12 protein-coding genes and 1 pseudogene are annotated in these 17,732 nt (G+C 70.6%); 9 read left to right on the plus strand and 4 right to left on the minus strand.

Going from position 1 to position 17,732, the window contains the following annotated elements:
- From AOK15_RS16375 to AOK15_RS16385, 3 genes are all read left to right on the plus strand, one after another.
- On the plus strand, nucleotides 1-1,347 hold a 1,347-nt coding region (locus tag AOK15_RS16375; protein WP_157870266.1), incomplete at its 5' end, for a hypothetical protein.
- 181 nt (nucleotides 1,348-1,528) lie between these two features.
- Complete coding sequence (locus AOK15_RS16380; protein ID WP_055517424.1) at nucleotides 1,529-2,614, plus strand: LmeA family phospholipid-binding protein; 1,086 nt, start codon at nucleotides 1,529-1,531, stop codon at nucleotides 2,612-2,614.
- Nucleotides 2,615-2,817: 203 nt separating this feature from the next.
- A complete protein-coding gene (locus tag AOK15_RS16385; RefSeq protein WP_055517402.1) occupies nucleotides 2,818-3,861 on the plus strand; it encodes a glycoside hydrolase family 5 protein in 1,044 nt (347 codons plus the stop codon).
- A 132-nt stretch (nucleotides 3,862-3,993) separates the two neighbouring features.
- Here the strand turns inward: AOK15_RS16385 and AOK15_RS16390 are convergent, their stop codons facing one another.
- A complete protein-coding gene (locus AOK15_RS16390; RefSeq protein ID WP_055517404.1) occupies nucleotides 3,994-4,671 on the minus strand; it encodes a maltokinase N-terminal cap-like domain-containing protein in 678 nt (225 codons plus the stop codon).
- A gap of 135 nt (nucleotides 4,672-4,806) precedes the next feature.
- Nucleotides 4,807-7,599, minus strand: a complete 2,793-nt coding sequence (locus tag AOK15_RS16395; protein WP_055517406.1) for a DNRLRE domain-containing protein — start codon at nucleotides 7,597-7,599, stop codon at nucleotides 4,807-4,809.
- 441 nt (nucleotides 7,600-8,040) lie between these two features.
- On the opposite strand from AOK15_RS16395, the gene AOK15_RS16400 reads away from it, so the two are divergent.
- The 6 genes from AOK15_RS16400 (at nucleotide 8,041) to AOK15_RS45020 (ending at nucleotide 15,658) form a co-directional block, all read left to right on the plus strand.
- Nucleotides 8,041-9,039 (plus strand): LacI family DNA-binding transcriptional regulator, encoded by a 999-nt coding sequence (locus tag AOK15_RS16400; RefSeq protein WP_338059907.1) that lies wholly within the window; start codon nucleotides 8,041-8,043, stop codon nucleotides 9,037-9,039.
- Nucleotides 9,040-9,146: 107 nt separating this feature from the next.
- Complete coding sequence (locus tag AOK15_RS16405) at nucleotides 9,147-12,113, plus strand: glycoside hydrolase family 2 TIM barrel-domain containing protein (RefSeq protein ID WP_055517411.1); 2,967 nt, start codon at nucleotides 9,147-9,149, stop codon at nucleotides 12,111-12,113.
- A gap of 67 nt (nucleotides 12,114-12,180) precedes the next feature.
- On the plus strand, nucleotides 12,181-13,491 hold the full coding sequence (locus tag AOK15_RS16410; protein ID WP_055517414.1) for an ABC transporter substrate-binding protein: 1,311 nt from the start codon (nucleotides 12,181-12,183) through the stop codon (nucleotides 13,489-13,491).
- A 98-nt stretch (nucleotides 13,492-13,589) separates the two neighbouring features.
- Nucleotides 13,590-14,570, plus strand: a complete 981-nt coding sequence (locus AOK15_RS16415) for a carbohydrate ABC transporter permease (RefSeq protein ID WP_055517416.1) — start codon at nucleotides 13,590-13,592, stop codon at nucleotides 14,568-14,570.
- A complete protein-coding gene (locus tag AOK15_RS16420) occupies nucleotides 14,567-15,445 on the plus strand; it encodes a carbohydrate ABC transporter permease (RefSeq protein ID WP_055517417.1) in 879 nt (292 codons plus the stop codon). Before AOK15_RS16415 ends, AOK15_RS16420 begins: the two co-directional genes overlap by 4 nt.
- 45 nt (nucleotides 15,446-15,490) lie before the next feature.
- Nucleotides 15,491-15,658, plus strand: a complete 168-nt coding sequence (locus tag AOK15_RS45020; RefSeq protein WP_157870267.1) for a hypothetical protein — start codon at nucleotides 15,491-15,493, stop codon at nucleotides 15,656-15,658.
- Nucleotides 15,659-15,706: 48 nt separating this feature from the next.
- Here AOK15_RS45020 and AOK15_RS16425 read toward each other — a convergent pair whose 3' ends face one another.
- Together AOK15_RS16425 and AOK15_RS16430 are read right to left on the minus strand one after the other, a co-directional pair.
- Complete coding sequence (locus AOK15_RS16425; RefSeq protein ID WP_055517420.1) at nucleotides 15,707-17,242, minus strand: PAS domain-containing protein; 1,536 nt, start codon at nucleotides 17,240-17,242, stop codon at nucleotides 15,707-15,709.
- A 255-nt stretch (nucleotides 17,243-17,497) separates the two neighbouring features.
- Nucleotides 17,498-17,732 (minus strand): annotated as a pseudogene (locus AOK15_RS16430) (SIS domain-containing protein); the annotation flags it as partial.

Raw genomic sequence — 17,732 nt, forward strand, 5'->3', positions numbered from 1 at the left:
TTGCGGGCGAAGCGCCGGCGGGAGGTCCGCCGGCGCTTCGCCCGCAACCGTCATGTCCCTCCCACGCAGCGCGGCCCCCTGGTCGACGACCCGGACTCGCTCGTCCGCGCCGACCTCGCCTCCGGCCCCCGACCGCGGCTGGGCAGGGAGAAGCCGCTGCCCGACGACGTCCTGGAGACCCTGCTGACGGCGCGGGACGACCCGGATCACGACGGGGTGCTGACGACCGACGAGATACGGCAGGAGTTGGCGTTCTCCGGTCAGATACCGCAGTCCTTCCGCCGGGGGATGCTCACGCACGACAACCCCGCCCTGCGGGCGCAGTCGGCCGGACTGTGGGTCTGGCTCACGCCCGGCCGGCGCGAGGCCCTCCTGGCCGACCCGGATCCCGCGGTGCGTGAGGCCGCTCGTCAGCAGAGCAGGGTCCTGGACCCCGCGGCCATGGAGGCCGACCTGCCGGAACAGGACTGCCATCTCCGGGGGACCCTGCTCTTCACCTACGCCGTCTCCCAGGCGGTGGTGGAGGCATGCCTCGCCGAGGAGCGTGACCTGTGCGCTCTGGAGTGGAACCCGTACACGCCCGCGGACGCCGTCGCGCGTCTGGCCCGCCATCCCGATCACGGTGTGCGTATGCGCGTCGCCGCCAGGGCCGACCTCGACGCCACGACCCTGGAAGAACTGGCCAGGGACCCGGAGGAGGCGGTGCGGACGCGGGCGCGGGCGGATCCCCTGCCCCGCACCTGGCCACGACGCGCGGCCCTCGATCGGGTCGCGGGCCGTACCGCGGCGCAGATCGGCCCGCTCGCCGAGATGTTCGCCGAGCCGGACCCGGCGTGGTACGAGGAGTGCGCGCGGTCCGCGCTGCCCCTGCTCCGCCGCGCCGCCGCGACCTGGTCCGGGCTTCCCGAGGACCTGGTGACCCGGCTGGCCGACGACCCCGACCCGGACGTACGGCACCTGCTCGCGTTCCACCATCCGCTCGCGCCGCCCCGCGTCGTCCTCGACGCCTTCGTGGCGATCCCGTGCGAACGCCCGTATCTGCTGACGCTGCCCGGTCTGCCCCGGACCGGTCTGCGGCACCTCCTCGGCCACGAGGACCCGGACGTACGGGCGTTGGCCGCCGCCGACCCCACCCTCGACGAGCCGCCCGTCGGCCTGCTCACCGACCCCGACGCCCGCGTCCGCCGTGCGGCCGCCGCCAACCCCCTGCTGCCGCCCGACGTCATCGCCACGCTCCTGCACGCCCCCGAGTCCGCGGAAGGGGCGGCCGCCAACCCCGCCCTGCCCGCCGACCGTCTGCACGCCCTGCTCGACCTCTGCGGCGTGCCGGGGACGGCCGCCCCATAGCCCCGCGGACCGGGGTGACTTCCCGGGGCGACGCGCCCGGACGGTTCCCTGATCGCGATCGTGAACTATCTCGCACAGGGGGAGTCCGGGTTGCGGGCGGGGGTGGGGCCCGTGTTCGGATGAGGTGATGCGTAGCGCTCAGGAGTGGGAACCGCAGCATCGTGCCGACGAACGTCCCGGTGTGTCCCACCGTCCCGCCGAGAGGCGGCGGCACGGTGGGCGCCGCCGGCGGCGACCGGGGCGTATCTCGGGACTGCCCTGGGTCGTCAAGGGGTTCGTGGGGCTGCTCGTGGCGGCCGGGGTCGTCGGACTCGGGGACCGGTGGGCGGTGCTGTACGCCGAGCACCGGGCCGGGGACGCGCTGAAGGAGCAGCTCGATCTGGCGGCGGCGCCCGAGGTGGAGATCGGCGGGTTCCCGTTCCTGACCCAACTGGCCGGTGAGCGGCTGGAGTCGGTTCGGGTGACCGTGCCGGACGTGGCGGCGGACCGGGTGTCCCTGGCGAGGGTGTCGGCCACGGCCCACGACCTGCGCCTCGACACGGACGGGTTCACCTCGGTGCGCGGGGCCCGGGTGCCTCGGCTCGACGGTGACGTGTTGCTGTCGTTCGCCGATCTCAATCGTGAACTGGGCGCCTCCCAGGTGGAGTTCAGCGGCGACGGACGCGGCCGGGTGCGGGCGCGGGGCACGCTGCCGGTCGCCGGGCACGATGTGCGGTTGCGCGCGGAGGCCCGGATCGAGCGACAGGGCGCGCGGGGCGTCGCCACGGAGATCGGCGGAATGCGGCTGGACATCGGCGACATGGCGACCTACCGGCCCGGCTCGCGCGCCTCGCAGGGGCTGCATCTGACGCCGAAGGGGTCCGCCGTGCTCGCTCGGGAAACGGACAGGGCGCGGGCGCTGCTGGCGGTGCCGGCGGTCGTACGGCGGATGGGGGTGCCCGACGCGACCGTACGGGAGGCCCTGAACGACGACGGCAAGCTGGCGGAGCTGACCGGTTCCCCGCGCTTCGCCCGGCAGGCCCAGGGGCTCAACCTCCTCGATCTCGCCCTGGGGAACCCTGCGTTGCCGCGTGCTCTCGGCCTCGACCCCGGTCTGCTGGACGCCCTGTCCCGGCTCACGCGCCCGGTGCTCGCCGATCGCCTGTCCCTGTCCTTCGAGTTGCCGGAGCCGGAGCGCGGGGATGTGCGGTTGCGGGATGTGCGGGTCGAGAAGGACGGCATCCGTGTGCGGCTGGAGGGCTCGGAGCTGGCCGTGGGCGGCAGCTGAGTCCCGCTGCCGGACGGTGTGCGGCGGCCCGTGGCTTTCGCCTGATCAGGGCAGTTGAACGGTCGGCAGCCCTGGTTTCTTGATGAGATTTGGTGTGCTGATGTGTTGACCTCTGTTTGAGATCTCTTCTACGTTGCGGAAGCCACAGAGCCGCCGACCTGCTGTCGAGGTTTCGCGGACGCAACTGCCCAGAAAGGGATGTCGTGCCACGAAAGAACCATCGCGGGACCGCTTGTCTGGGGGCGCTGCTGGCCGGCGCCACGGTGTTCGGCGGGGCCCTGGCCGCCCCGGCGTCCGCCGCCTCCGCGTCCGACTCCTCCACCGGCAAGGCCGTCCTCCCGGTGAGCGCCTTCAAGGGCGTCAACTGGGCGGACCCGCGTGACAACTACGCCGACGACGCGGTGGTCCCCTCGGGCCTGTCCACGTCCGACAGCTACGCCACCACCTACGCCAAGTCCCGGGCGATCATCGGCGGGTTCGCGAAGCTCGGCGCCAACACGGTCCGCCTCCCGGTCAACCCGACCTCCGTGAACGGCCCGTTCTGGAAGTCGTACCGGGGTGCGATCGACGCGGCCACCGCCCAGGGCTTCAAGGTCATCCTGGGCTACTGGGAGGCCGACAACGCCAAGGACGGCAAGATCGACGACCAGGCCGCCTGGGACCGTATGTGGGCGCGGATCACGTCGTCGTACGCGGGCAACTCCAAGGTGTACTTCGAGCCGATGAACGAGCCGTTCGGCTACACCTCGCAGGAATGGCGCGATGTCGCCGCCCGCTGGGTCAAGACGCACCGCTTCGTGCCGCGCGACCGGATCCTCGTCGGCGGCATCAAGTACAGCGAGGACGTCAAGCCGGTGTGCGCCGACAGCCGGCTGAACGGCACCCGTATCGCGCTGCACAACTACGGCTTCTGGCACACCGACTGGACCAGCGTCGACCAGTGGAAGGCCGACTTCAAGGAGCGCATCGGCACATGCGCCTCGCGCACGATCCTCGACGAGTTCGGCGCCTCCATGACGACCGGTCTCGACTACAACGGTCCGGTGGCCGGTTCCAGCGAGGTCGCGTACATCCAGGCCGCCACCGACACCATCCGGGAGCTGGGCCTCGGTTCGGTCTACTGGCCGGGACTGCGCAACGGCGATACGTACTCCCTGACCACCCTCCAGGGCACGGGCACCCGCCTCAGCCTGAAGGTGAACAACCAGAGCGGACTGGACCGTCTGCACTGGGCGTGGAAGCAGTGACGCCGACCGGGCCCCCGCCCTCGTGAGCGGCGGGGCCGCAGCGCGACACCGACGCTGACTCCCTTGTCTCCTCGGGCTGGACCCTCATCGGGGGCGGCGTGCAGTCGGCCCCGATGAGGGTCCAGCCCCTCGTCATCCGCCGTGCAGGACGGCGAAGACGGCGCGGGCGCGGTCGCCGTCCGGCAGGTCCCAGTGGCCGGCGACGTGTCCCAGGGTGCCCTCGGGGCGGTCGGCCACGGCGTCCGGGGCGGGCCGCAGGACCCGGTGCAGGCGGAGGGTGAGACCCGGCGCCACGGCGATGCTCGTGGCGTCTTCGTCGTCCTCACCGCCCTTGTCGTCCTCGGCAAAGGGCGCGGCGGGGGCCGGGGGCAGCGGCGCGGAGCCCGTGCAGGAGCGGACGATCTCGTGGTCGGGGGTGTCGGTGAGGCCCTGGGCCTGGGCCTGCGCGCGGCCCTCGAACAGAGCGAGGAGTTCCGTGACGAGTACGGGGTCGTGGCAGCCGTCGTAGACCCAGCGCGTGCCGAGCACGCCGTGCTCGGTGGTGCCGATCAGGGCGTGTTCGGCACCGTCGAGCGGGGCGCCACGGTAGGTGAGGGGCGCCAGGTAGTGGACGGGTTCGGGGCCGGCGGTGTCGGTGGCCACCATGAACTCGATGCCGACCTCGCCCTCCGGATCGTCGAGCCGGAACCCTCCGGCCCTGGCCAACCGCGGCTCGCCCGCGCCGCCCCGGTACCACGGGCGTCCGGGCAGCCAGGCGGTGAGCAGTTCGAGCTTGGTGGGCGTGAGAGTGGTGCGGTGGATGATCGCCATTGCCCCATCCTCCGCCCGCCCGCCGGCCCCACGCGAACCTTTTCCCCCACCGGGCGAACGCCCTGCCCGGCCCGGTGCTGCGCCCCGACGAGAAGTGCCGGCCCGTCCCAGGGGGGACGGGCCGGCCTCAGGTGACTACGGGGTCACGGTGATCGCGGGCGCCATCTCGGCGGTCGCGTTGGTGAGCTTCCCGGAGCCGAGGGAGCCTTCCGAGCTGACGAAGCGCAGCTCGTGGTTGGAGCCCCCGGCGTTGCCGACGGCGAGCAGGAGTGTGGACTGCTTGGCCGCGTAGGCGTTCTGGACGAAGGACGTGATGTCGACGGTGATGTCGCGGCCGTCGACGGGGTTGCCCTGGTGGTTCCCGCTGCCCTCGGCCACGATGGTCGACCCGAGGTTGAAGGTGGCGGACTTCGCGACGGAGGAGTTCGTGGCGGTGAAGCTCGGCCGGTTCTGCCAGGTCATGGAGCTGATCGGGCAGGACGTGCCGCCGCCGGTGCAGGTGGTGTCGCTGACGGGTTGCACCAGCAACTGGTCGGTGTCGGTCGACGGCACCGACGAATAGCGGTGGCCGACGTAGGTGAGGTGCAGTGTCGCCTTGGTCGGTGACTGGGTGAGGCTGCTGATGGGGAACTGGATGTAGGAGAGCTTTCCGTCTCCGGATCCCGTGGTGTACTGCTCGCCCATCAGGCCGACGCCCGTGTTGCGGGTGATGAGCGTCAGGTCGGAGGAGTAGTTCTTTGTCTGGTCGCCGGTCCACGCACCCACCCAGGTGTCACTCTCGACGAGGGCGCCCGCCTTGACGTTCTGGGTCTGGCCGTTCGAGCCCGTGAAGGTGGACGTCAGCGAGCCGATCCCGCTCGGCGCCAGCGGGAACTGGCTGGAGTACTGGACGAGCCGGCCCCCGACGCGGAGGTTGTTCAGCGTCACGTTCGTGGCGCCGTTCAACGGGCTGCTCGGCCTCTGCTGCGAGAACCACACGTTGTCGAGCTTGAAGGTGCTGATCGGGGTCTTGGTGTACGTGTACGTGGCGCCCGACCCGTCGGGGTTGGGAGCGAACCCGTAGGTCGCCTGGTCGTCGGCGGTGATGGTCTGGGTGGACCCGTTGCCGCCGTTGAGCCTGATCGGTCCCGACCCGTACCGGGAGGTGTCGAAGGAGCTGTTCTTGATCACGATGCTCGAGATGCGCGGGTACGGCTTGGGGCTGTTCTGCGTGAAGATGCCGCCGGCCCCCTGCGAGATGGAGTTGAAGTTGTCGAACGTGTAGTTGTTGAGCTTGTATCCCCACGAACTCCATCCGATGCGGATCGAGTTACCGGCACCGGAGGACCAGCTCAGCGTGTCGCTGACCGAGATGTTCTTCGATTCCGCGCTGTCCCAGTGGTAGCTGTCGAACCCGAGATCGTCGGCGACGGCGTCGTGGGCGCCCACCGCGTTGGCATAGCCCTGGATGTCGGGGGTGGAGGTGCCGAGCGCGAAGTTGCCCCACACGCCGGAAGCCGTCGGGGTGAATCCGTCACTGGGGTTGTAGTGGCCGGAGGCGAACGCGTCGTCGTTGCCGAGAGTGAAGACGCCGTTGGCGGTGATGTCCTGGCCGCTCGCGAAGTCGATCCCGTCGATCCACGGCTGGGGGTACGGGGTGAGGCCCTTGATGTTGTTGAACGTCACCCTGCTGGCGGTGTGGGTCTCGTAGTTCCACTGCTTCGAGTCGCGCAGGTAGGTCTCGTTGAACGTGATGTCCGACGAGTGCATGACCATGACGCCGCCCTGGTGCACGCTGCGGTAGGCGTCGTGCGAGTCCATGCGGTAGTTCGCCACGCCGTTGGCGTCGTAGACACCGCGACCGTCGATCTCGATGTTGCTCGAGTTGATGACCGCGACCGCCGGCTCGAACGCCTCCATGTACGCCTGGATGCGGTTCTTCACCAGGGCACCTTCGTCGGTGTAGATCTTCAGCTTGCCGCCCTTGAGCTTGCTGCCGTCCACACCGTTGACCTGGAGACCGGACGATATGTACGTACCGTTCGGGAAGTAGAGCGTGTTGAGCGCCGTGGGGTTGGCCTTGATGGTGTCGATGGCGGCCTTCAGGGCGTACGTGACGTCGTTGGCGGCCATCGTCCGCACATTCGGGTACCGCACATTGGTACTGCTCGCGCTCACCAGGGTCCCGGCCGAGGTCTTCTGACCGGAGGGTATGGCGGTGCCGTTGACGGTCTTGCCGGCCATGGAGCTCGTCGTCGCGGCGGGAGCCTTCTGAGCCGTGCTGTTCGGGTTCGCCGCGAGGTACTTCGCGGCGAACTCCTGGAAGTTGAGGACACCGGTCTGCAGGTTGACGCCGGAACCGTCCGGTGCGCTCGTGGTGTTCGGACGCTGCGCCGGGTCTTCCAGAGGGTCGTTGATGACCGCCAGGTAGGGCTGTCCCGTCACGCTGGTCGAGTCGCCGTTGACCATCACGATCGCCTGGTTCAACCCGGCGTCGGCCGACATCTGGAACGTCAGGGTGTGCTTGTCCGCGCTCACCGAGACGCTACTGGAGGGGTAGTAGCGCGCCGGGTAGATGTTCACCGTGTCGATCGTGGTGCTGGGCAGCGTGACCGTGATCGTCGGTGTCCGGGAGTCCGACGCGAAGCGCGCGACGTCGAAGTTGTTGCGGTTCGCGGTGTACCGCACGGCCTGGACGGGCGTGCCGGCGACTTGCACCTGGTACTTGGTGGACGCCTGGTCCGGGGACGTCGTCGTACCGCCCCCCACCCCCGTCGGCGCGTAGGTGTGGACGGTGGTGGCGGCCTGTGCGGGGGCGGCGCCGGTGAGCATGAGGCTCGCCGCCGCGATGGTGGCGCTCGCGGCGGCGGCGATGACGCGCTTCACGCGCGATCTGCGCCGCACCGGGGCGTGCTTCGGGTCGGCGTCGTCGCCGGCCGGTCGGATCATGCCTGCTCTCCTCAGGACGAGACCTTTCCAGGTCTGTTCAGGCGCTCCCCGCCTGCTGGAGACGGCGCGGAGCATGCGCGATGCCGCGGCCGGGTGTGACCGGCGCTGTCGCGACCGAGGGGGACCACCACGGCGCCTGGAGGGGGACGGCGCCGAGTGGCATGGGGGTTGTTGTGCGGGGTGGGCCGCGGCCCGCTCATCTCGTTGACCGATCCATGTGATCGGCGTGGCCGGGATGTTAATGTCGCATTTCTGGAGCCGTCAACGGTTCCGTCGTCTTTCCGGTGACGAACCGGTTGTGACGTGCTCCGTTCTCAGCGGGTGGATGTAACCGCTGGATCACGACATTCCGGCGAACTCTTGCCCTGTCACGACAGTCGACCTACGCTGTCGCCACTTTCGTGGATCGATACATGTTCTGGGGGTGCGCTCGTGGTGACGATGGCGGAGGTGGCCGCTAGGGCGGGAGTTGCCAAGCAGACCGTCTCCAACGTGGTGTCCGGCAAGAAGGTGCGCCCGGAGACCCTGGCGAAGGTGAACACGGCCATAGCGGAACTCGGCTACAAGCCGAACCTGGTGGCGCGCTCACTGAGAACCGGCAGCACCTCGACCGTGGGGCTCTTCGTGCCGCGGGTGGCCAACCCCTTCTATTCGGAAGTGGTCGAGGAGGTGGAGAACGTACTCGTCGGTCACGGGTACAACCTGCTGCTGGCCACGACCCGCGACGACCCCGACTACACCCGGGCCCACCTGGAGAACCTCGCCGCGCGCTCGGTGGACGCGCTGCTGGTCGCCGGGGACAACGGCGTCGAACAGCAGTTGCCGATGCTCGTCGACGCCGCCTTCCCGGTCGCGCTGTGCGCCTGGGAGGGAGACGCGCCCACCACGCTGCCGGTGGTGTCCATCGACTACGAGCACGCCGGGTTCCTGGCGGGGCGCTACCTGCGGGATCTCGGCCACCGGAACGTCGCGGTGATCGCCGATCTCCCCGCGCACTCGCCGCGCGTGCGGGGGTTGCGCCGGGCGTTCGCCGACGACGGGCTGACCATCGACGACCGCCAGGTGTTCGCCTGCACCAGGGACGACGCCGCCGGCGGGTTCGCCGCGGGCAGTGCGGCGCTGGAGGCGGATCCGGAACTGACGGCGATCTTCGCCACCCACGACGTCCTGGCCGTCGGTGCCATCGAGGCGGTCGCCCGGTCCGGACGGCGAGTCCCCGACGACGTCAGCATCGTCGGCTTCGACGACATCTCCCAGGTCGGACAGATCCAGCCGGCGCTGACCACGGTCACCTTCCCGAAGCGGGAGATGGCCCAGCAAGCCGTCGAACTGCTGCTGCGCGCCGTCGACTCCGGCCGGCCGCCGACCAACGTGTTAACGCTGCTGCGCCCCACCCTGACCATCCGGGACAGCAGCGCCGCGCCCCGGGCGACCGGATAGCACCGGCTCCGCCGGCCCCGCGCGTCGCCCAGTCCGAGTCGAGGGCATGTCCTGCCTGGCCGGCTACCCGTCACCGCTACGAGTTCCGACAGAAAGCGCCTCCACTGATGACAGACCTCGACCCCCACGCCTACGTCGAAGACCGGTCGCCGGGCACCGGACGGCTGCGGCCCCGCGCCGCGTTCGCCACCGACCTGCCCACGATCGCGCTCGACGGCGACTGGAGATTCCGGCTGGCGTCAGGGCTGGACGACCTCACCGCGGATTTCGCCGCGCCGGAATTCGACGACAGCGCCTGGGAGCTGCTCGCCGTGCCCTCCTGCTGGCAGATGACCGGCCTGCCCGGAGAGCCCCGCCACGGCGCCCCCGCCTACACCAACATCCTCTACCCGTTCCCGGTCGATCCGCCGCGGGTGCCCCGCGAGAACCCCACCGGTGAGTACCGCCGGGAGTTCGACGTTCCGGACGGGTTCCCGGCGTCGGCCACGGTGCTCCGGTTCGAGGGCGTCGACTCCGCGTTCGCGGTGTGGCTCAACGGGATCCGGCTCGGCGACGGCAAGGGCAGCCGGCTGACCACCGAGTTCGACGTCTGTGCCGCTCTGCGGCCCGGCCGCAACGTGCTCGCGGTCCGTGTGCACCAGTGGTCGTCCGGCAGCTACCTGGAGGACCAGGACATGTGGTGGCTGTCCGGGATCTTCCGTTCGGTGTCCGTGGCCGCCCGGGGCGTCGAGGACTTCTTCGTCCATGCCGCCTACGACCACACGACGGGGCAGGGCACCCTGGCCGTCGACGTCACCGCCCCCACCCGCGTGTCGCTCTCGGTGCCCGAGCTGGGCATATCCGCCGCCGATCCGGCCGGCCCGCACGTGATCGACGGCATCGAGCCCTGGTCGGACGAGCAGCCGCGCCTGTACGCGGGGGAACTGCTCTCCGAGGCCGGGGAGCGGATACCGCTGCGCATCGGCTTCCGCACCGTGGCCGTCGTGGACGGTGTCCTCACCGCGAACGGCAGGCCCGTCTCCCTGCGGGGCGTCAACCGCCACGAATGGCATCCGCTCACCGGGCGGACCCTGACCGAGGACACCATGCTGACCGACGTGCTGCTGATGAAGCAGCACAACATCAACGCGGTGCGCACCAGCCACTACCCGCCCGACCACCGCTTCCTGGACCTGTGCGACGAGCACGGCCTGTGGGTGTTCTGCGAGGGCGACCTGGAGACGCACGGCTTCGAACCCGGCGGCTGGCGGCGCAACCCCAGCGTCGACCCCGCGTGGCGCGAGGCGTACCTGGACCGTGCCGAGCGGCTGGTGGAACGCGACAAGAACCACCCCTCGGTCATCGTCTGGTCGCTGGGGAACGAGGCCGGCACCGGGGCCAACCTGGCCGCCTCGGCCGCGTGGATCCGCCGGCGCGACGACAGCCGCCTGATCCACTACGAGGGCGACTGGGCGAGCTGCGCGTACGTCGACCTGTACTCCCGCATGTACGTCGATGTCGCCGAGCTGGCCGCCGTGGGACGCGGCCAGGAGGCACCGACGGCTGATCCGGCCGACGACGCGCACCGCCGCGCCCTGCCGGCCGTGCTGTGCGAGTACGGACACGCCATGGGCACCGGTCCCGGCGGGCTGTCCGAGTACCAGCAGGTCATCGAGGCGCATCCGCGCCTGGCCGGTGGCTTCATCTGGGAGTGGATCGACCACGGGATCGCCCGGCTCACCGGGCAGGAGGAACCCCACTCGTTCTACGCCTACGGCGGCGACTTCGGCGAGGAGGTCCACGACGGCAATTTCGTCGCCGACGGGCTGCTCTTCCCCGACCGCACACCGTCGCCGGGCCTGGTCGAGTACAAGAAGGTCGTCGAACCGGTCCGGATCCGCGTGGACCCGGCGACGCGGCGGATCGACGTGCACAACCTGCACCACTCACGAGACAGCGGCTACCTGGACTTCCGGTGGACCGTCGAGGACGGCGGCGAGCCGGTGGGCTCCGGCGGCCTGACCGTGCCCGCGACCGCCGCGGGCACGACGACAACGGTCGCATGGCCCGCCGACCTCACCGCCGCGCTCGACGCGGCACGCAAGAACGACTCCGGCCACGAGGTGTGGCTGACCGTGACCGCGGTGCTCGCCGCCGACGAGACCTGGGCCGGGTCCGGCCACGAGATCGCCTGGTCCCAGGGGCAGGTCGTGGCTCCACCCGCCTCGCCCGCACCCTTCGCACCGGTGCCGGCGATCGTCCACGACGGGTTCATCGCCCTCGGTCCCGCCCGGTTCGACGCCCGCAGCGGGGCGCTGACCCGGCTCGGCGACCTGGAGCTCGACGGTCCGCGCCTGGACGTCTGGCGGGCCCCGATCGACAACGACCTGCTCAGCGCCTTCGGTGAGCCGCAGACCGACGCGTGGTTCGCCGCCGGACTGCACCGGATGCGCCACGACGTCCTCGGTGTCGAGCCCGACGCCTCCGGGCTCACGGTCACCGCCAGGCTGGCCGCCGCCGGATCCTCCTGCGGGCTCGACGTGGTCTACCGCTGGTCGGCCTGCGAGACACCGCACGCCGACCAGGCCACGCTCCGGCTGGACACCGTCGTCACGCCCGACGGCCCGTGGTCGGTGCCGCTGCCCCGCCTGGGCGTCGCGATGTCGCTGCCCGGCACCGACGCCGACGTCGAGTGGTTCGGCCCCGGTCCCGGTGAGGCGTACCGGGACTCCCGCGCCGCGGCCCGCGTCGGCCGTCACCGGTCCACCGTCTCCGCGATGCAGGTCCCCCAGATCCGCCCGCAGGAGAACGGCAACCGCCACCACGTCCGCCGCGCCGCCGTCACCACCCCGGGCGGCACCCTGCTCATCGCCGGCGCCCCGGTCATCGACCTGACCGTCCGCCCCTGGAGCACCGAAGCTCTCGCCGCCGCGTCCCACCAGCACGACCTGGTCCGCGACGGCCGACTCCATCTGCACCTCGACCACGCACACCACGGTCTGGGCAGCGCGGCCTGCGGTCCGGGCCCGTCGGCACCGGACGTCCTGGCCGCGGTCACCACCGCGTTCACCGTGGAGTTCGGCACCAGCCGGTAGGCGGGCCTTGCCCGCCCGCCCACCGGCCGTCCAGCAAGTCAGCCCCTGTCACAGAAGGTTCCCTCACATGGACAGCACCACCATACGCACCCGCAGAATCCTGACGTTCGCCACCGCGGCGCTCCTCGTGGCCGGCCTCGGCGCGTGCAGCAGCACCGACAGCTCCTCCGACACCGCCGAAAAGAGCCAGAGCGGGCCGGTGAAGATGGAGTTCTGGGGCTGGGCCGGCTACGAGAAGATCGTCGACCAGTGGAACGCCTCCCACCCGAACGCCAAGGTCACCTTCAAGAAGATCCCGTCGGGCGGCACGGGCGGCTACACCCAGATCAGCAACGCGATCACCGCCGGCGAGGGCCCGTGCCTGGCCCAGATCGAGTACCAGGCCATCCCGTCCATGCTCGTGAAGAACACGGTCATGGACATCACGAAGTACGCGAGCGCCGACATGGCCAAGTACGCCCCGTCGGCGGTCTCCGCCTCCAGCATCGGCGACAAGATCTACGGAGTCCCGGTGGACGTCGGCCCGATGGTCCTCTTCTACCGCAAGGACCTGTTCGCCAAGTACGGCATCACCAAGCCGCCGGCCACCTGGGCCGAGTACAAGGCCGACGCCAAGAAGGTCGCCGCCGCCGATCCGAGCGTGAAGTTCGGCAACGCGCCCAGCGAGGGCAACGATCTGGCGGCCTACAGCCTGCAGACCGGCCAGTCCTGGTACTCGGTCCAGGGAGACAGCTGGACCGTCAGCATCGACAACCCCGGCACCCGCAAGGTCGCCGAATTCTGGCAGGACCTGAAGGACAAGGGTCTGGTGTCGAAGTCCGGCAACGCCTGGGACCCGAAGTTCAACAAGGCCGCCACAGCCGGCAAGGTGCTGACGTTCGTCAACGCGTCCTGGGCCGCCGGCGGTATCAAGTCGGACCTGAAGGACCTGTCCGGCAAGTGGAGGGTCGCCCCGATGCCGACCTGGAAGGCCGGCGACGGCAAGAGCTCCAGCAACGGCGGCTCGGCCACCTCGGTGATGACCGGGTGCAAGTCGCCCCGCGAAGCAGTGCAGTTCGCCGATTTCCTGTCCAGTGACCCGCAGGCCGTGAAGACGGGCATCGAGAGCGGGCTGTACCCGGCGTCGAAGGCCGGACAGGAAGACCCGTCGCTCACGGGGGGTGACCCGTACTTCGGCGGCCAGAAGGTCGGTGACGTGTACAAGGCCTCCGCCGCGCAGGTGCCCAGCACCTGGACCAACGGCCCGACGTATCAGCAGGTCCAGACGGACCTCACCGGCGCCATGGGCAAGGGCACCCTGCCGGACGCGGTCACCAAGGTCCAGGCCTCGACGGTCGCCGCGATCAAGAAGCTCGGACTGTCGGTGACCAACGGCTGAGGCGGCTGGCCCTGCCGCCTCTAAGGGTTCCCGCGGCTGCCCGCTCCCGGCGCCGCGGGGACCCGCTCCCTGACGACGAACCGCCCAGCGAGGTTTCCATGAGCAGTCCCAGCAGCACCCGGGTCGCGTCACCGCCGCGGCCGGTGCCCGCGGGCACCCCCCGGGGCTCCGTCTCCGCCCGGCCTCGGCGCACCGGCCGCCGTAGCGCGTTGACCGCGTCGGGTTTCCTGGCGCCGTTCGCGGTGCTCTTCCTGACCATGATGGTCGCGCCGATCTGTTACGCGATCTACCAGAGCTTCTTCACCGTCCGCCGCACCGGGCTGTTCGGCGGTGCGCAGTCCACAGAGTTCGCGGGACTGTCCAACTACGCCGCCGCCTTCGGCGACCACGACTTCACCGCGTCGATCGTCCGGGTCGTGCTGCTGGGCTGCGTCCAGGTCCCGGTCATGCTCGGCATGGCCCTCCTGCTCGCGCTCCTGCTGGACTCCCGCTCGGCCCGGCTGCGGAAGACCTACCGGCTCACGTTCTTCCTGCCCTACGCGCTGCCGGGTGCGATCGCCGCGCTGATGTGGTCCTTCCTCCTGGCGAAGGACCTCTCGCCGTTCACCGGACCGCTGTCCCACCTCGGGATCGACGTCGACTTCCTGTCGCCGTCGTGGGTCCCGTTCTCGATCGGGAACATGATCACGTGGGGCTGGACCGGCTACAACATGCTGATCATCTACTCCGCGCTGCAGACGATCCCGGCGGAGGTGATGGAGGCCGCCGCGCTCGACGGCTGCACCGGATGGCGCCTGGCGTGGGCTGTGAAGATCCCGCTGGTACGTCCCGCGCTGGTGCTGACCACGATCTTCTCCATCATCGGGACGGCGCAGTTGTACACCGAGCCGGCGGTGCTGGTCAGCGCGCGCATCCCGGGGGTCGACCCGAAGTTCTCCCCGATCATGAACGCGACCCTGGGCATGGACGTGGGCGGCCAGAACCTGGCCGCCGCCCAGTCCGTCGTGCTCGCGCTGATCACCCTCGTGCTCTCGTTCGGCTTTCTCAAGTACAACCAGCGCAAGGGAGCGATGGCATGAGCGTGATGTCGGCCGACCGCCCGACCCGACCGGCCCGCCGCGGCACCGACATCGCGAGCAAGGTCGTCGTCAACGGCATGCTGGGCCTGATGGCCCTGTACACGCTGATCCCGCTGTGGTGGCTGTTCGTCTCCTCGACCAAGGCCTCGGGCTACCTCTACACCGGCACGCCGCTGTGGTTCTCCCACTTCGACCTGGTCGCCAACATCCAAGACGTGTTCAGCTTCGAGGGCGGCATCTTCTCCACCTGGCTCGCCAACAGCGCGCTGTACAGTTTCGTCGGCGCCACCGTCGGCACCCTGCTGTCCGCGATGGCCGGCTACGCGCTGTCCAAGTTCAGCTTCCGCGGCCGGGAAAGCGTGTTCAACGTCGTCCTCGCCTCGGTTCTCATCCCGGCGCCGATGTTCGCCCTGCCGTTGTTCCTGCTCATGGCCAAGCTCGACATCACCAACTCCTACTGGTCGGTGCTGCTGCCCAGCTGTGTCAGCCCGTTCGGCGTCTACCTGTGCCGGATCTTCGCCGCGGCGTCCGTCCCGGACGAACTCCTTGAGGCCGCACGGCTCGACGGAGCGGGCGAACAGCGCACCTTCTTCCGGATCGCCCTGCCGCTGATGTCCCCGGCACTGGTGACCGTCTTCCTGTTCCAGTTCGTCGGCATCTGGAACAACTACCTGCTGCCCTCGCTCATGCTCAACACCCCCTCACTGCAGCCCGTGACGGTGGGCCTGGTGCAGTGGCGCGCGGAGTTCGCCAGCGGAGTGCCGGCGTTGCTGCCGATCACCGGTGCGTTCCTGTCGCTGATCCCCCTGCTCGTCGCCTTCATCAGTCTGCAGCGGTTCTGGCGCAAGGGCCTGACCGCGGGCTCCGTCAAGTAGCCCGTTCGCCGCCTCACCCGTCCTGCACCGCAAAGGACCACGGCATTGCCCCGCGTCCACATCGAGCTCGACAGACGGGCCGCGGTCTTCCTCGTCGATCGTGACCCGCACGAGCCCGCGCAGGTCACGATCGACGTCCGGAGTCTCGGCTCGACGCACGTCACCGAGGCGGTCACGCTCGCCGACGCCGACGTGTACGCCAAGAACCACTGACGTGGCCACCGCGACCGCATGACCGCGTCCAGCGCCGACGCGACCCCTTCAGCTGGCTGGTCCCGCCGTCGTCTCCAGATCCAGGGCCGCCGCGATGCGTACGGCGACGTCCTCCGCGTAGAGGGAGTCGGTGCGCTCGAACGGCGTGCGGCCGGCGCCCCGGAGGAACGTGACGACACCGAGGGTGCGGCCCCGGCTGCGCAGCACGGCGCAGAGGGCGTGGACCGTCTCCGGCGGCCACTGGCGGGCGGTGGCCCAGTCGCGGGCGGCCTCCGGGGCGGCGGACCCGGCGCTGGCGCGTACCGATCCGGCCCGTTCCACGCATTGCAGCGCGGGGTGGCCCTGGCCGTAGCGGACGGGGATGCCGGCGTGACCGGAGAGGTTGCTGGGTCCGGGCGCGCCGGACGGCGTGGCGGCGGCCCGGACGAGCCGGACGGGCCCGTCGTCGGCCGGCGGAGGGCCCGCGACCCGGTCGATGAGGGCATGGTCGGCGAAGCCGGCGAGGGCGAAGTCGAGGTGCACGGTGGCGGCCTCGCCGGGGTCCTCGCACTCGGCGGCGGCGCGTGCCGCCCGGTGGAGCTGGTTGACGCGGAAACGGAGGAGGGCCGCCTCCTGTTCGCTCTGCTTGGCCTCGGTGATGTCCTGGAAGAGCCAGCCGACCCCGAGGGGGACGGGTTCCTCGGCGAGCGGTGAGGCGAGGCGGAGGAAGCCGCTGCGCCAGCAGCGACGTTTCTCCCCGTCGGGGGTGCGGACGCCGACCCAGATCTCGGCGGGCGCGGGCGGTGCGCCCTCGGCGAGGACATGGGTGAGGGCGCTCTCCAGCTCCTCGACGCCCTGGGTGAGGAGTTCACCGAGGGGCCGCCCGAGGACGGCGGTGCGGCTGCTGCCGAGGCTGCGGGCGGCGTGCGCGTTGACGACGGCGGCCCTCAGGTCGGCGTCGACGAGGACCACTCCCCACGAGGCGTCGTCGAAGAGGGCCTCGCTGAGCGCGATGGACCGCTCCAGGTCGATCTGGGCGTGGACCTCGCTGAAGGCGCAGTACAGGCCGGCGGGTTTGCCGTCGGGGCCGCGCACGGCGGCGGACTGGGTGCGCACGAGGACCCGTCCGCCGTCCTTGGTGACGAGGGCGAACTCGTGGACCTGCCGTCCGGAGGCGTGCATGGCGGCCATCAGCCGCGTCTCGACCTCCTCCGCGTCGGCGGTCCGCACGGCCCAGTCGGCGAAGCCGCGCCGTCCGACGGCTTCCTCGGCGCTCCAGCCGAGGATCCGTTCCGCCTCGCGGTTCCAGTGCGTGACGACTCCGTCGGCGTCGAAGGCGCACAGGGCGGCGTCCATGCCGTCGAGCAGGGCGGCGAGGAGGTCCGCGCCACCGGGATCCACGGAGTCCACGGCGTCCTCCGTGTCGATGTCGTCGATGTCGTCTGTGCCGTCGGTGTCTTCGCCGTTGTCGCTGTGCACGCTCTCGGTGTCGTCGATCCGGCCGTCGCGGTTGCCCCGGCCACCGCGGCCGGTGCCCGGACCGTTCTTTTCGGGCTCGTCGGGCCCCAGTGCGTCGGTGGCCCCTTTACGCCGGGAAGCACTCACCTGAACCCCCTGCAGGCTGCGTTGCGTCCGCACGTACGGCGCGTCGGTTCGCTCACTTGTCATCATTCAACTCGAACGTGACCCAGCCCACATCTGGTTCACGCAAGATTTGGACGAAATCGTTGTACGCCGGATTTCCTTCTCACCGTTCCCACGCACCACCGCCCTACACACCCGAAGGGCATGTCCGTGGCGCCGGGCGGGGGCGGTGCCGTCGCGGGCGGCGGGCGGTGTCAGCCCAGGTGGCGGGTGGTTTCAGCGCAGGTAGAAGATGCGGTCGCCGTACTCCCGGAAGACGTGGTCGTTCCAGTCGAGGCCGCCGTCGACGTTCCCGGACCGCAGCAGCGGGGGCTGGACGCCCCGGTCGGCGAGGTCGGCGGCGGCGGTGGCCATGACCGCCTGGAGGAGCGCGGAGGTGACGACGGTGGAGGCCGGTGCGAAGGGGGCGGGCACCGCGTCGTGGGTGAGTTCGGCGTCGCCGACGCCGATC

This window comes from Streptomyces ossamyceticus (assembly GCF_001418475.1).
GTDB classification, from domain to species: Bacteria; Actinomycetota; Actinomycetes; order Streptomycetales; family Streptomycetaceae; genus Streptomyces; species Streptomyces ossamyceticus.